Annotated in this window: 14 protein-coding genes; 11 read left to right on the top strand and 3 right to left on the bottom strand. The window is 34.9% G+C overall.

Going from position 1 to position 14,717, the window contains the following annotated elements:
- Positions 1 to 125: 125 nt before the first annotated feature.
- Together CAT7_RS03095 and CAT7_RS03090 are read right to left on the bottom strand one after the other, a co-directional pair.
- The gene (locus tag CAT7_RS03095; protein WP_007721890.1) at positions 126 to 941 is read right to left on the bottom strand and encodes a TPM domain-containing protein; all 816 of its coding nucleotides are present in this window, start codon (positions 939 to 941) and stop codon (positions 126 to 128) included.
- Between the two features lie 195 nt (positions 942 to 1,136).
- On the bottom strand, positions 1,137 to 2,000 hold the full coding sequence (locus CAT7_RS03090) for a DegV family protein (protein WP_007721888.1): 864 nt from the start codon (positions 1,998 to 2,000) through the stop codon (positions 1,137 to 1,139).
- Positions 2,001 to 2,288: 288 nt separating this feature from the next.
- Here CAT7_RS03090 and CAT7_RS03085 point away from each other — a divergent pair, with 288 nt between their 5' ends.
- From CAT7_RS03085 to CAT7_RS03035, 11 genes are all read left to right on the top strand, one after another.
- Entirely contained in the window at positions 2,289 to 2,876 is a 588-nt protein-coding gene (locus CAT7_RS03085; protein WP_007721886.1) for a family 43 glycosylhydrolase, read from the top strand.
- Between the two features lie 81 nt (positions 2,877 to 2,957).
- Complete coding sequence (locus CAT7_RS03080) at positions 2,958 to 3,806, top strand: aldo/keto reductase (protein WP_007721885.1); 849 nt, start codon at positions 2,958 to 2,960, stop codon at positions 3,804 to 3,806.
- 440 nt (positions 3,807 to 4,246) lie between these two features.
- Positions 4,247 to 6,172, top strand: a complete 1,926-nt coding sequence (locus tag CAT7_RS03075; protein ID WP_007721883.1) for a BglG family transcription antiterminator — start codon at positions 4,247 to 4,249, stop codon at positions 6,170 to 6,172.
- 12 nt (positions 6,173 to 6,184) lie between these two features.
- On the top strand, positions 6,185 to 6,469 hold the full coding sequence (locus CAT7_RS03070) for a PTS sugar transporter subunit IIB (RefSeq protein ID WP_007721880.1): 285 nt from the start codon (positions 6,185 to 6,187) through the stop codon (positions 6,467 to 6,469).
- A 10-nt stretch (positions 6,470 to 6,479) separates the two neighbouring features.
- Entirely contained in the window at positions 6,480 to 6,929 is a 450-nt protein-coding gene (locus CAT7_RS03065) for a PTS sugar transporter subunit IIA (RefSeq protein ID WP_007721879.1), read from the top strand.
- Between the two features lie 4 nt (positions 6,930 to 6,933).
- On the top strand, positions 6,934 to 8,277 hold the full coding sequence (locus tag CAT7_RS03060; protein ID WP_007721878.1) for a PTS galactitol transporter subunit IIC: 1,344 nt from the start codon (positions 6,934 to 6,936) through the stop codon (positions 8,275 to 8,277).
- A gap of 273 nt (positions 8,278 to 8,550) precedes the next feature.
- On the top strand, positions 8,551 to 9,459 hold the full coding sequence (locus CAT7_RS03055; protein ID WP_007721877.1) for an AraC family transcriptional regulator: 909 nt from the start codon (positions 8,551 to 8,553) through the stop codon (positions 9,457 to 9,459).
- A 3-nt stretch (positions 9,460 to 9,462) separates the two neighbouring features.
- On the top strand, positions 9,463 to 10,638 hold the full coding sequence (locus CAT7_RS03050; RefSeq protein ID WP_007721875.1) for a Gfo/Idh/MocA family protein: 1,176 nt from the start codon (positions 9,463 to 9,465) through the stop codon (positions 10,636 to 10,638).
- A gap of 45 nt (positions 10,639 to 10,683) precedes the next feature.
- Positions 10,684 to 11,715, top strand: a complete 1,032-nt coding sequence (locus CAT7_RS03045; protein ID WP_007721874.1) for a Gfo/Idh/MocA family protein — start codon at positions 10,684 to 10,686, stop codon at positions 11,713 to 11,715.
- On the top strand, positions 11,699 to 12,565 hold the full coding sequence (locus tag CAT7_RS03040) for a sugar phosphate isomerase/epimerase family protein (protein WP_007721873.1): 867 nt from the start codon (positions 11,699 to 11,701) through the stop codon (positions 12,563 to 12,565). The genes CAT7_RS03045 and CAT7_RS03040 overlap by 17 nt, the downstream gene beginning before the upstream one ends.
- Positions 12,566 to 12,652: 87 nt before the next feature.
- Positions 12,653 to 13,732 carry a Gfo/Idh/MocA family protein gene (locus CAT7_RS03035; RefSeq protein ID WP_007721872.1) on the top strand — a complete coding sequence of 360 codons (1,080 nt, stop codon included), beginning with the start codon at positions 12,653 to 12,655 and terminating at the stop codon, positions 13,730 to 13,732.
- A gap of 91 nt (positions 13,733 to 13,823) precedes the next feature.
- Here CAT7_RS03035 and CAT7_RS03030 read toward each other — a convergent pair whose 3' ends face one another.
- A complete protein-coding gene (locus tag CAT7_RS03030) occupies positions 13,824 to 14,702 on the bottom strand; it encodes an aldose 1-epimerase family protein (RefSeq protein ID WP_007721871.1) in 879 nt (292 codons plus the stop codon).
- Positions 14,703 to 14,717: the final 15 nt, after the last annotated feature.

Below are 14,717 nucleotides of genomic sequence, written 5' to 3'. Positions count from 1 at the left end.
TATTTACGGTATATTCTAGATTTACTCGGCAGAAAAACAATCGTTATCAAATTCATCATGGTAATAAATTATCAGATAATCTGTCAATAAGACTGTTAGTCGTTAAGTTCGTTCGAAATATTCATTTAAAATTTCCGACTAGAACCGCCACCGCCAGAACGACCACCGCCACCAGAGCGTCTGCTTGATTTCCTATTTCTTCCAGAACCGGATTTATTTCTACGCCCACTTGAACCGCCGCCACTACCAGGGGTGAAAACAGCAAAAGCTATACCCACAATAATAATAAGCACATTAAAGGGTTTTAAACTCTTAAAAAAACGAATAGTAGATGGAATAAAACCCTTGTCACGCGGTGTAGTGTTGAGCGTTTCAATGACTTTTGAATTACTAGAAGCTAAAGTTGCCTCAATATCATACTGGTATTCGGTAGCTACTTCTATTGCAGTAGCTCTAAATATCTGTTGAAGCCCACTATCGAATAAATTGTTGCTTAAATAAGTTATGTTATTATCTAATATTTTTCCTGTTTTTCCATCTGTTAGAATGCCTTCTAAACCGTAGCCAACTTCGAAACGAATTTCTCGTTCCTTTAAAGCTAGTAAGATGAGGACACCATTATCGTAGTCAGTATTTCCAATTTTCCATTTTTCGAATAAGGCAGCACTATAGTTTTCAATGGTTTCACCATCTAATGAATCAATGACGGTTACAACAATTTGAGGTTTTTCAACTGTTTGTTCATAAGTATCATTTATATTCATGATCAGTTCTTTAGTATCAGGGGTTAAAATGTTCGGCTCATCATAATAGTAAAAATCAGATGTAGCATCTGGCAATTCAATAGCGACTACCGATTGAACGGGTAGGAATACAAATAAAGCAATTATTCCAAAAGCCGTTATCAAATAGGGCCAATTCTTTTTTAGTGTGATATGCATATTTTGATCAGCTCCTTTCGTTAGTTAAAGCACCTCTAATAGGATACTAACATTAATACTATAAAGTTCCTTAATGTTAGTTTATCATAGAATGAATTTCAGCCGATAAAGATTATACTAATAAAAAAGATAAAGAGGCAACCAATAATTGTACTAAAATTGGCTGTCTCTTTATCTGATTTGTGTTAGGAAAAATTAAGAAAGTTGTCTTTTTTCAATCCCAATAATACCGAAAGCTCCAGGACCACCGTGACTTGAAATAACGGATCCAGCAGTGAACCATGAGAAGTTATTGAAACCGGCTTCTTGTAACAGTACTGTAGCAAGTTGTTTATGGTCTTCACTCAATCTTTTTGTGCCACCAATAATCACTGTTTCTGGATCAATATCATAATTTTTTAGGAAGTCTTTAATAGTATTTTTCAAACAACGATCAAAGGATCCACGATATTTTTTAGAAGCGACCAAGTATCCATCTTTTAAAATAATTGTAGGGTGAAGATTTAAAAGAGAAGCACCAAGATAAGCTACATTTGAAACTCGTCCTCCCGCTTTCAAGTAAAGCAAAGACTGAGGTAAGAAAACGAAACGAGTTCGCTCGCGAACATCTTCAACAAAAGACACAATCTCTTCAGCTGTAGCAGCTGGATTTTTTTCGATAAATTTTGCTGTTGCAACAATGACAGCAGTTAATCCACCTGAAACATTCTTGCTGTCTACAAGATGAATGTTTTTAAAATCTTGAGCAGCAATATTACACGAATTATATGAAACAGTGGTTACTGCTGAATAAGCAATATGAATGATGTGTGCTTCAGGATATTGAGTAAGAATATGTTTGAAAACATTACTATTATCCTGTGGAGTCGTTCCTGCAGTTTTAGGCAAAGTGCCTGTTTGATCATAAAAACGATAAACGTCTTCAACATCAAAGCTGCCATCGTCAAGCGTTTCCAAACCCATTGTGACGTGCATTGGAATAACTTGTACATTGTAACGATTGATAAGTTCTGAGGATAAGTCAGAGCCGCTTTCGGTAGTAATAATAAATTGAGTCATATGTTCCTCCAAATGTCGTTTCGTTTAGTTGTATTTATCATAGCATATGCAAAAGGGAAGAGATACTACTAGTAGTGTATTAAACATAATCAAATTAAATAATTAGATAATCAGTATAGGTTATCTTCAAGTATTTCATAGAAATTATTGTTTTTTCAAGAAAAAAGTATTACAAGTAACTACACATCAAAAAAATATTGGTCAATGGAGTGACCCGATAAAATTAAATGGTGTTGGTTTTGATGCATTTTTGTTCCATGATGAAGACGGGAAAAATACCTTGTTCAAATGGAATGGGATCGTCGTGAATATTGTTATCCGTTTAATGGAATTAAACTTACCGAGTATTCTATTAACCAGCAAATGTTGCCTCCAAAAACAGCTAAAATCATTTATCAGGGAACGGATGTTAAATTGGTTGAAGGCTCCCACATTTATAAAATTTTTGGGAACTATTATTTGTTTGCTGCAGAAGGTGGAACAGTTTATACCCATCAAGAAGTCGTTGCTCGTTCAGAAGAACTTTTCGGTGAGTTCGAAACTCAACCGGGTGAAGCATTCTTAGCAGCCTATGACTCTCCAAGGAACTATCATCAAAAGTGTGGCCATGGATCTTTAGTTGAAACCCCTAGTGGAGAATGGTACTTTGCCCATTTAACAGGTAGACCCTGTCAGCATAAAACAGAATCAGCAATTAGTCCTAGATGTGGGTGCGCATTAGGAAGAAAAATGCCCCATGTTGTCGGTGGAAAACAAGGAGCAAGAGAAGTTGAAGCACCACCAGCATCCTTACATTATGAAAATCTTCCAACAATTCTGCTAGAAGATGATAAAAGTTATAACAAACAGACTGTTTTTTCATTTTATATTGAATAAACAAAGCATATTACATGATACTCATTGATTATTCCTTTACACTGGAAGCAGTAAAATATTCATAGAAAGGATGAAAGTAAGATGACAAAAATAGAAAAATTCGAATTAAATGATGGAACAAGTTTACCAGCTATTGGATTTGGTACGGTAAATATCCAAGGAGCTACTGGTGTGAACAGTGTACTCACGGCAATTGATGCGGGTTATCGACTTATCGATACTTCAACTAACTATATGAATGAGGGAATGGTAGGAGAAGCTATCCGACGCTCGTCTATTCCGCGTGAAGAATTGATGATCAATTCCAAGTTGCCCGGAAAAGCGCATGAATATGATAAAGCCATCAAGATGATCCAAGAATCATTGTATCGTATCGGGATTAACTCTTTTGATAAATATTTGATTCATTGGCCATTACCTAAACAAGGCAAATATGAAGAAGCATGGCAAGCATTAGTGGATGCAAAAAAATTTGGGTTAATTAAAACAATTGGTGTATCTAATTTCTTACCTGAACATCTTGAACGCATTATTGAAAAGACTGGCGTTACTCCTGCTACAAATCAAATTGAACGCCATCCTTATTTTAATAATAAAGAGTTGGTTGAAGCCAATAAAAAATTAGGTATTCTTACGGAAGCTTGGAGTCCCTTTGGGCGTGAAATCAATGATGTATTAGAAAATGAAACGATTGTTGCAATTGCTGAAAAATATGGCAAAGAACCTGCGCAAGTCATTATTCGTTGGAACTTGCAAAATGGGGTTATGCCAATTGTAAAAGCTTCTTCTTTTAGTCACCAGAAAGCCAATCTTGCTGTCTTTGATTTTGCATTAAACGATGAAGATATTCAAAAAATTGATGCTTTAGATAAAGGTGAAGCTGGCAGAGTAGAAGGACAACATCCAAATGAATACGAAGAATTTGATTAAAGAAAGATAAGGTAAAAATCGATTTTTCTAACAAAAAAGATCATCAGTAGCAATGGAAAATGACACTACAGAGGTTAATCAGTTAATGATTTCCTTCATAGTGTTATTTTTTTGTACTGTTTTATTTCTCTTCGATATGTTGTACCCCTAAACAAAAAAATTACCTCGTTATTTGATTTTCGGACTAATACCATAGTAATGAGACTCTAATTACTGTTTGGTATGCTTGCAAGCGCAATGACTCTAGCAGCAACCTAGTAAGGGCTTTTTTTTACTTAAATAGAAAATGAAACAAAGTAGATAGGAAGCTCTGGGAATGATATTGCTGAATAATGGGAGGAAAAAGGCTATAATATAGCAATGTCCGTTGACAAGAGACATTAAGAGTCTATGATGAATGCTGGAAAACTATTAAAGTATACTTATGAGGAGCGGAACCTATGGTAGATTTTTCAAATCGAAAAAAAGAAATGCTGTCTTTATTATTGAAAAGTGATGAATATATTAAGAGCGATTACATTGCCGAAGAAATAGGGATATCAAGTAAAACAGTGCAACGAGAAATTAAAAATATTAATGTGCTTTTAAGAGAATTGAAAACAGATAGTATAGAATCTTCAAGAGGAAAAGGCTATATAATTCCTCTTGAATCAAAAAAATCTATTCAATTAGTTTTTAAAGATTATGAAGATAAGGATGCTTTGGTTCCAAACATGCAACAGTCTCGTATTGAGTGGATAATCAGAAAGTTTGCTGTTTTAAGTATGGAGAAAAAAGAATGCACCTTAGAAAAATTAGCTGATGAATTATTTGTAAGTTTGACAACGCTAAAAAAGGATATGAACAGCGTAAAAGATACTTTACAAAAATATCACATTCAACTAGCTAAAATCTCTAATAAGGGACTAAAACTACAAGGAGAAGAAAAAAACATCCGCCAATTAATTGTAGACTATTTAGTTCTTGAGCAAAGTGAATTGAAGTTAGATAGAATATTCAGCATATCATCAACCGATAAGGTTTCCGTTGAAGAAATTGTAATCCGGAATATTAGAAAATATCAAATTCCGATAACGGATATTGGTTTTAGAAATCTGATTATTCACGTAGAAATTGCTATTTCAAGACTCAGGTTTCAAAATAACAGTATTGATCAAAAGCCAAATACTATTGAAGAACATTCCGATGAATATTATTGTGCAAAGGCAATTGCCAAAGAAATAGAAGCGAAAATTAATTTGACCATTCCTGAAAATGAAATAGCTAATATTTATTTGCATCTTCTGGGACAAAAAAGAATGTTGGTAAGTGAAGACACATTAGAAAGTAGACTAGAGACTCCTGAAAGCGAATTAATAGAAAGAGTCATAGTTGAAATTAATGAAATGTATCAATTAGATTTTAGACAAGATGTTATCTTGAAGAATGGTTTGCTTTTGCATCTCGAAAGTGCGTTGCATAGAATTCGGCTAAATATGCCGATTAATAATGAATTGATTGAAGAAATAAAAAACAATTACCCATTTCCAATGCAACTAGCAAAAATTTTAGCTAGCTCTTTAGAAACAAATTTTAATATTAAGATTGATATTAATGAGGTTGGTTTTTTAACGTTACATTTTTGTGGTGCTCTCGAAAGAGCAAATTCAATTCAATCAAATAAAGAAATTCGGGCTGTGGTAGTTTGTACAACAGGGTTAGGAACCTCGGTTTTATTAAAGGCTAAACTTCAATCAAAGACTAACTTAAATATAAAAGTTGTAGGTGTATATGCACTATACCAATTAGATGACATAGAATTTACAGATATTGATATTATTATATCGACGGTACCTTTGTCAAAAAAATATTCAATTCCAGATGTAGTGATTACACCAATTGTTAGCAACAACGATATAGAAAAAATTCATGAATTTATAACGTATGGATCTAATGAGTTTTCTATCTCTAGTTTATTTTGTAAAGAGCTATTTTTTACTGATTTAAACTGTAAAACAAAAGATGAGTGTTTATCAATAATGACAGACAAATTATATCAGCTAAGTTTTATAGATGATAAGTGTAAAGAATCAATTTATGCTCGAGAGGAGATGGCAACTACTGAAATTGGTAATGGGGTATGTGTACCACATAATATGGACGGAAAAGTTTTTCGCTCCTCTATCTGTATAGGGATTTTAAAAGATCCAATTTTATGGGAATTCGGAAAAGTTCAATTGATTATTATGATTGTTGTAGATAAAAAAGCAATCAGAGAATACAATGAACTATTTTTAGAAATATATGAAAAAGTTGATTTTCAATACAAAGTAGATGAATTTATAAAACAAAAAGATTTTAATTACTTAAAAAAATTATTTAATTAGGAGGAAAAAATAATGAAAAAAATAATTGTAGCGTGTGGAGCAGGTATCGCAACTAGTACGGTAGCTTTAAGAAAATTAAAAGATGGTATGGAAGCTAGAGGTAAAGCGGATTCTGTAACATTTACACAAACTTCATTGGCTGAACTACCTTCAATGGTAAGTGGGCACGATTTAATCGTAACAACAGCACAAGGTGGGACGGGTTATGGCGTGCCTGTTATTTCAGGATTAGGTTTAATCACAGGGATAGGTATAGATAAAATAATTGATGACGTAATTAAGACGTTAGAGTTATAGGAGGAATATAATGTTTTCAGAAGACTTAATATATATAAATGAAAGTTACAGCTCACAAGATGATCTTTTTAATCAAATTTCAAAAGATCTTTTGGAAAATGAATACGTTTATGATAGTTACCAAGAAGCACTGAAGCAAAGAGAAATCAAATATCCAACAGGTTTACAAACAGAAGTATGTGGTATCGCAATACCACATACAGATGCGATGCACATCAAAAAACAAGCAATTGCAGTTGTTAAATTAGATGAGGGCATTATGTTTAAGGAAATGGTTGGTGATGCCGACGTTTCGGTTAAATTGCTTTTTTTCTTATTAGTGAAGGAAAAAGAAAGCCAAGTTCAAGTGTTAAGTAATTTAATGGGTTTATTTTCAAATAAGCAATTTGTTAATGCTTTATTGCAGTCTGAAAGCAAAATTCAAATATTAGAAACTATAAATAAAGAAATGAAGGAGTGACAATATGGGGATATTGAATTATTTAGTTGATTTAGGTGCAGCAGTAATGATGCCAATCATTTTTACAGTTTTTGCTTTGGTTTTAGGTGTTAAATTTGGTAAAGCATTAAAATCAGGTTTAATGGTCGGGATAGGATTTACAGGATTAAATGTCATCATATCTTTATTGACTGATAATTTAGGACCAGCAGCGGAACAAATGGTTCAAAACTTTGGGCTAAACTTACGAGTACTTGATGTAGGCTGGCCTGCAGCAAGTGCAATCGCATTTGGTTCAGCAATAGGGGTACTAATAATCCCAGTTTGTATCGTTGTCAATTTACTTATGCTTTTCACTAAGACTACCAAAACAATAAACGTAGATATTTGGAACTACTGGCATTTTGCTTTTACAGGTTCAATGGTATATCTGATCACAAATGACATTATCGTCAGCCTAATTATGGCAGCAATCAATATGATCATTATTATGGTTATAGCAGATAGAACAGCACCAATGGTAGAGAGAGAATTAGGATTGCCTGGAATATCAATTCCACATGCTTTCACAGGTTCATTTGCTCCAATTGCGTTTGTATTGAATGCAATTATGGATAAGATACCGGGAATCAACAAAATAAAATTAGATGAAAAAGAATTTCAAAAAAGATTTGGAATATTTGGAGATCCAGCAATTTTAGGAACATTGGTAGGTATCTTGTTAGGGATAGTGGCCGGATATGATATTAAAAGCTCATTAAACCTTGCAATCGTTATGGCAGCTGTATTGGTTTTAACTCCCAAAATGGCAGCTGTATTGATGGAAGGGTTAATGCCAATCAGTGAAACCGTCCAACAAAAAATTCAAGAAAAATTTAAAGGGAATAGTAAACTATATATTGGTTTAGATTCAGCTGTTGGTGTAGGAAACCCCGTTACTTTAACCATTTCACTTGTGATGGTTCCGATAACTATATTATTAGCTTTCCTTATTCCTGGAAATGAATTTCTTCCATTTGCAAGTTTAGCTGGGTTACCTTTTATGTTTGTTTTAATTGCTCCACTATGTAAAGGAGATTTCTTCAGAACGTTAGTGGTCGGAATCATAATCGTTTCCGGAGGACTTTTAATAGGAACAAATATTGCTCCTATCTTTACACAAGCTGCTGCTGCAGCAAACTTTTCTGTCCCAGAAGGATCAAGTTTAATTTCAAGTATTGATTATGGCAGTTCGTGGTTACCATTTGTAATTGTAAAGATTGCAAAATACAAATGGATTGGTGTAGCAATCTCTTCAGTTGTTGCGATAGTGTTAATGTATTGGAATAGAGTTCTAATTATAAAAGAAGATAAAATCGAAGAAGCATAAGCAAGGCGTATATTGATAAAAAGAAGACAATAACTTCACCCTTACTCAAGAGAATTTTCTGTTGTGTAAGGGTGTTTTTTTCTTTTTCCTAGACGTCGTATGGCTAAAAAAAGCGCAAAGAACCAAACACTGTGAAACCATTCTTATAGAGAAGGGATTCTCTTCTTAACGGGCTAATAATATGCTACACTGAAATAGAAAGCAGTTTCAGTCAATTATCTGCTTGCAAATTGACACGATTAGATAATGTAATAACCAAGGAGGAATCGTATAATGAAAGGGCATTCAAACAAGAACCAAAAAATGAACTATCAATTATCTTTAGTTGCTTATTCTCATGTGAAAGGACAAGTGGCAGATTTAGAGTTTCATTCTCATCAACAATACGAACTTTATTTTTTTTATGGAGGAGAATGCAAGTATTTGATTAATAATCAAATATATGATCTACAACCCGGAGATATGCTGTTTTTAGATGGTCTAGATTTGCATAAGGCACATGTAACGGGGAACAAAGAGTTATACGAAAGAAGCATGATTCATTTTTCACCAGAATGGATTTTACCAGTTTTGCAAGAATTGGATGCGCTTTTTTTATTTGATACTTTTAGTCAGTTGCATCATGGGCTATTTCACACATCAAATGTAAAAGAAACTCTTGAAATTGAAAGATTAATCAATCAGTTGTCACTATTATCTCAAGCAACAGAGGTGGACAATGAAGCAAAAGCAGAGGCCAAAGCAAAAATTTTGTTAATTCAATTGCTTTTTAAAGTTCATGAATTAGAGAAAACAACAATGTTGGTGTTAGATAAAGGGAATGAAGGTAAGTATTTATATGTAGAGAAAATTGCTTCTTACCTCCAAAAGTATTTTAAAGAGGTTATTTATATAGAAGATATCTCAAAAGCATTAAATTTGAGCCCTTCGTACATTTCACATACGTTTAAAGAGTCTACCGGTTATACTGTTATGCAATATTTGATGGATTATCGGCTGATACAGGCGAAATACCTGATTGAAGTTGCAGGAGAGAATAAAACGATCAAAGAAATTTCTAGAGAATGTGGTTTTGAAAGTGATGCCCATTTTAATCGTTTTTTTAAGAAGAAAATTGGTGTGACCCCGAATGAATATAGGAAGAAACAATTATACAAATACACTAGAATGATAGGAGAATGACAAATGACTAAAAAAGTTAGATTAGGGATTATAGGTATTGGAACACAAGGATCAATGTATGCAAAGTTTATTAAAGACGGTATGGTACCAAATATGGAAATTGCAGCAATTTGTGATATCGATTTAAGTAAAAAGACACTCGTTGAAGAGCAGTACACAGGTGTTCCGTTTTATGAAGATTATATTGAAATGCTTGAAAGTGGAAAGGTAGATGCAATCATCACTTGTGTACCACATTTCTTGCATCCAGAAATGGGAATCGAAGCTTTAAAACATGATATTCATGCTTTAGTTGAAAAACCAGCAGGCGTGTATACGGCTCAAGTCAAAGAACTAAATGACTATGCGGCAACGAAACCAGAATTGACTTTTGGTATTATGTTCAATCAACGCAATAATCCTTTATATAAAAAGCTGAAGGAAATCATGGACAATGGTGAAATCGGTAAAGTGCGTCATACAAGTTGGATCATCACTACATGGTGGAGACCGCAACCTTATTACGATCAAAGCGAATGGAGAGCAACTTGGGGTGGAGAAGGCGGAGGCGTTTTAGTCAATCAAGCTCCTCACCAATTAGATTTATGGCAATGGATTTGTGGTGTTCCTGAGTCTGTTTATTCCAAAGTTGCTTATGGATTTAAGCGTAATATCGCTGTTGAAGATGAAGTAACTGCAGTCGTAGACTATGGTAACGGTGCAACAGGTGTCTTTGTTACTTCGACTCATGATATTGTTGGAACGGATCGTTTTGAAATATTAGGCGATAAAGGAAAAATTGTGGTTGAAGATAGTTTAACTGCTACTGTTACACGTCTAAAAAAAGATGAAACAGAATTAAGCGAAAACATGGGTATGGAAGACGTTGCTAAATTATTTATGGGACAAATGAATGTTGAAGAGTTATACACAACTGAGACAATTAAGTTTGATAGTGCTTGGGGCGAACAACATTCAGGTGTGCTAGAAAACTTTGCTGCTAACATTCTGGATGGTACGCCATTATTAGCACCTGGATCAGACGGAATCAAAGGAGTTCGTTTAGCAAATGCAATCCACTTATCAAGTTGGACAGGCAAAGAAGTCAATTTACAAGAGTTAGATGAAGAATTGTATTTGGAAGAATTGAACAAACGGATTCGTGAAGAAGGCAAATTTTCTGAAAGAACATCTTCATAAAAGCATCATTAGTGAAATAAGAAGCAACGCAAGGAGAGAATGTTTATGTTAAGGGTTGGTATAATTGGATTGGGAGAAGTTTCTGCAATACACGTAAATGCTATTAATGCCAGTGAACATGGAGAATTAGTAGCAGTATGTGACGTTGATCCGGACAAGAAAAGTGAATGGATGGAATTTCCTTTCTTTAGTGATATGGAGACAATGCTGCAAAAGATGGAATTGGATGTGGTGCACATTTGTCTCCCGCATTATTTACATCAGTCTGCTACTACTTTATGTGTAGAACATGGGGCTCACGTATATTTGGAGAAACCTTTAGCCGTCAATTATGAAGAGTCCCTGAAACAGTTAGAGTTAGCAGAGAGTACCGACCGGAAAATCTGTGTTAGTTTTCAAAATCGCTACAATAGAAGTTTTATGACGTTAGTGGATATTCTTAAAAATAAGGATGTCGGGGAGATTACTTCTATAAAAGGATTGGTGACCTGGTTTCGTCCAGAAAGTTATTATACATCCAAACCATGGCGTGGACGTAAATTAGAAGCAGGATACGGTTCGATTATTAATCAATCGATTCATACGCTGGACCTAATCCAGCTGATTGGTGGTGAGCTGAAAAGTTGCAAGGCTTCTCTGTCTAATTTGACAGATTACGCGATTGAGGTAGAAGATACAGCTAGTGCTACATTCACTTTCCAAACTGGAGTGAAGGCATTCTTCCATGGGACTAATGCCTACACAGAAAACTCTTCGGTAGAATTACAAGTCATCACTGAAAAAGAAAAATTTACGATTAAAGACAGTCGGTTGTATTTTACAAACGAGAATGGTCGAAAAGAAGTTATTGTAGAAGATGATCGAATTCCTGGTTCCAAATTTTACTACGGAATGGGTCATCGGATTTTAGTTGAACGTTTCTACAAGAGCATTATTGAAAATACAGAAGACTATGTGCATGTGAGAGAAGCTATTCCAGCAATGGAAATGATTGAAATGATGGATCGTTCATCAAAAAATACTGGCAATGCAGAACGAGTGAAAAGGGAGGATCTTTTAAATGACAAATCAAGTTAAAATCGGGGTACAAGGCTACACGTTGAAAGCACAATTTGAACAATTAGGACCTTACGAAACATTAAAAAGAATCAGTGAGCTAGGGTACAATGCGGTAGAGATTTCTCAAGTGGAAATGACACCGGAAAATGTCGCTGAAATTAAACGTGCATCTGAAGAATTAGGTATGGAGATTGCTTCTTTATCAGCTGGATTAAAACCAATGATGGAAGGACAAGAATCGTTGACTACTGATTTGAATAAAATCATTCAAGATTGTAAAACATTAAATACAGATATTGTTCGCATCGGAATGCTCCCATTTGAAGCAATGGCATCTTTAGACAAAGTGTTGGAGTTTTGTCATGAAGCGAACGCGGTAGCCGAAAAAATGAAAGAACAAGGAATCAAATTGTATTACCACAATCACCATATTGAATTTGTGAAATACGATGGACGTTATCTATTAGATATTATCCGTGAAGAAGCACCATTATTAGGATTTGAATTAGATGTTCACTGGGTACAACGTGGTGGGCGTAATCCTGTAGAAGTCTTGAAAGAGTACGCTGGAAAAGTTGATTTAGTTCACTTGAAAGATTACCGTGTGGTTCCGATTCCACAAGAAGCAGTAGATGAGATACTAAAAGGAAATTCTGGAGACTTCATGCATGCCTTCACGAATAATATCGAATTTGCTGAATTGGGACAAGGAACATTAGACTTGCCAGCGATTATCGAACAAAGTATTGCAAGTGGGGCACGTTACTTATTGGTAGAGCAAGATGACCAATATGGAAGAGATCCGTTTGATTGCTTAGCAGATTCGCGTGATTATTTAAAAGAAGCAGGATATGCAGACTTATTCTAAATCGTTGACAAACAAACTGAGGAGACTAGGGGATTTACTCTCTAGCTCTCTTTTCTATTGAGTAATGAATGAAGGGAAGAGAACTAAATGGCTGGTAAAGATGGTATGAACTATGCTCCAAAAGGAAAAATAAATCGTGTAGTAAAAGAAGGGGAATTTAACTTTGCAACGGTTGCTTTAGATCATGGGCACATTAATGGGATGACGAATGGTTTATTAGAGGCTGGAGCAACGCTTAAATGGGTCTATGATCCAGATGAAGAAAAAGTAGCAGCTTATAAAGCAGAATTCCCACAAGTTCAAATTGCTGAATCTTTAGAGCAAGTTTTAGCAGATTCAGAGGTTCATTTAGTTGCGGCAGCGGCAATTCCAAATTTGCGTAGTGAATTAGGCAATCGTGTGATGCGAGCGGGTAAAGATTATTTCACTGACAAAACGGCTTTCACCACAATGGAACAGTTGGAAGAAACAAAACGTGTTGTCAAAGAGACCGGACAAAAATTCTGGGTATACTTTAGCGAACGTTTGCATGTAGAAGGCTCTGTTTATGCTGGTCAACTAATAAAAGAAGGCGCAATTGGAGACGTTATTCAAGTCACTGGATTTGGTCCGCACCGTTTGGACAAAGAAAAACGTCCAGATTGGTTCTTCAAAAAAGAACAATATGGCGGAATTCTTTGCGATATCGGAAGCCATCAAATTGAACAATTCTTGTATTTTACAGGAAATGAAGACGCGGAAGTGTTGCACAGTAAAGTAGCCAATTATGCGAATCCGGATACGCCAGAATTAGAAGACTATGGCGATGCGACTTTACTTGGAGCAAATGGAGCCACCTTTACGTTCAAAGTCGATTGGTTCACGCCTGATGGATTAAACACGTGGGGCGATGGCCGTGTATTCATTACAGGGACAAAAGGAACAATCGAAGTTCGTAAGTATATTGATGTTGCTCGTGAAGAAACCGGAGATCATTTGTACCTAGTTACTGCAGAAGGGGAAAAACATTATTCCTTAACGGGAGAAGTAGGTTTTCCATTCTTTGGTGAAATGATTAAAGACTGCATTAATCGGACTGAAAAAGCGATGACGCAAGAACATATTTTCAAAGCACAAGAGTTGTGTTTGATTACGCAAGAAAAAGCAATGGTTATTCCAACAAAATAGTAAAATAAAAGCTGCATCGAAACTCCTTAATAAAGGGTTTTTCGATGCAGCTTTTGAATTACATTCTTTTTCATACGTGTTAATACAGTGCTTAAAAGGTTGTGATTGTAAAGGAAACTTCTTTTTGTTCGCTTGCTTCCAATAAGATAATGCCTTCTTTTTCTTCAAGTGTTCCAATTTCTCCTATCACATCTGGAAGACCATAAAAGGGTTCAATACAAATAAAGGGTGCATCCATTTGTTCTTTGGTCCATAAGCATAAGTATGGAAATTCTGAAATGCCTAATGTTACTCCATGTTTACTGTTAGGCGAAGATAATGTAACCGTTTCAATAGTTGGTTCATCAATAATAATCAACCCATCACGGAACGTTTCATGATTCATACTTAAAACACCATTTTCCATATCTTTAAAGGGTTTCTTATTTCCACTTCGATAAGGTACTGGATTGCTTTCGAAGTAATTCACTTCTTTTTTAGGATCAATCGTCAATGTATAATCGTCATAGGTTCCTTCACCATTCATTGGAATGTTGAACGCAGGGTGACCACCAATTGAAAAAGGCATAGTTTCAGTTGATTCATTTGTTACTTGATAAGTTGTTTTCAGTTTTGAGCCTTCTAGATTGTAACTAATGGCTAGTGAGAAGTTGTAAGGATACATTGCTTTTGTTTCGTCTGTTGATTTTAATACAAACACTGCTGTTGTATCAGAAGATTCTGCTACTTCGAATTCAAGGTCTTTCGCAAAGCCATGTTGTGGCAGTTCATAAGTTTTGCCATCTTTAGTATATTTATAGTCATTTAAGCGACCAATAGTAGGGAATAAATTTGGTGCATGACTTCCCCAAAAATCAGGGTCTCCAGTCCAAAGGTAATCAAAGTTTTCTTGTTTATTATAAATTTTCTGTAGTTCTGCCCCTTTTGTAGCTATTTTAATAAGTAATTGTTCATTTTCTAAAGTTAACATTTGTTTTCCTCCAAT

Origin of the sequence: Carnobacterium sp. AT7 (genome assembly GCF_000171855.1) — a bacterium.
GTDB classification, from domain to species: Bacteria; Bacillota; Bacilli; order Lactobacillales; family Carnobacteriaceae; genus Carnobacterium_B; species Carnobacterium_B jeotgali.
This window is presented reverse-complemented; position numbering and strand designations above follow the sequence as displayed.

Excerpts from the sequence above, each read along its gene's own strand:
- CAT7_RS03030 (WP_007721871.1), bottom strand. The coding sequence starts at position 14,702 with ATGTTAACTTTAGAAAATGAACAATTACTTATTAAAATAGCTACAAAA.
- CAT7_RS03040 (WP_007721873.1), top strand. The coding sequence starts at position 11,699 with ATGACAAATCAAGTTAAAATCGGGGTACAAGGCTACACGTTGAAAGCA.
- CAT7_RS03035 (WP_007721872.1), top strand. The coding sequence starts at position 12,653 with ATGGCTGGTAAAGATGGTATGAACTATGCTCCAAAAGGAAAAATAAAT.
- CAT7_RS03080 (WP_007721885.1), top strand. The coding sequence starts at position 2,958 with ATGACAAAAATAGAAAAATTCGAATTAAATGATGGAACAAGTTTACCA.
- CAT7_RS03055 (WP_007721877.1), top strand. The coding sequence starts at position 8,551 with ATGAAAGGGCATTCAAACAAGAACCAAAAAATGAACTATCAATTATCT.
- CAT7_RS03065 (WP_007721879.1), top strand. The coding sequence starts at position 6,480 with ATGTTTTCAGAAGACTTAATATATATAAATGAAAGTTACAGCTCACAA.
- CAT7_RS03060 (WP_007721878.1), top strand. The coding sequence starts at position 6,934 with ATGGGGATATTGAATTATTTAGTTGATTTAGGTGCAGCAGTAATGATG.
- CAT7_RS03050 (WP_007721875.1), top strand. The coding sequence starts at position 9,463 with ATGACTAAAAAAGTTAGATTAGGGATTATAGGTATTGGAACACAAGGA.
- CAT7_RS03085 (WP_007721886.1), top strand. The coding sequence starts at position 2,289 with ATGGAATGGGATCGTCGTGAATATTGTTATCCGTTTAATGGAATTAAA.
- CAT7_RS03070 (WP_007721880.1), top strand. The coding sequence starts at position 6,185 with ATGAAAAAAATAATTGTAGCGTGTGGAGCAGGTATCGCAACTAGTACG.
- CAT7_RS03075 (WP_007721883.1), top strand. The coding sequence starts at position 4,247 with ATGGTAGATTTTTCAAATCGAAAAAAAGAAATGCTGTCTTTATTATTG.
- CAT7_RS03045 (WP_007721874.1), top strand. The coding sequence starts at position 10,684 with ATGTTAAGGGTTGGTATAATTGGATTGGGAGAAGTTTCTGCAATACAC.
- CAT7_RS03090 (WP_007721888.1), bottom strand. The coding sequence starts at position 2,000 with ATGACTCAATTTATTATTACTACCGAAAGCGGCTCTGACTTATCCTCA.
- CAT7_RS03095 (WP_007721890.1), bottom strand. The coding sequence starts at position 941 with ATGCATATCACACTAAAAAAGAATTGGCCCTATTTGATAACGGCTTTT.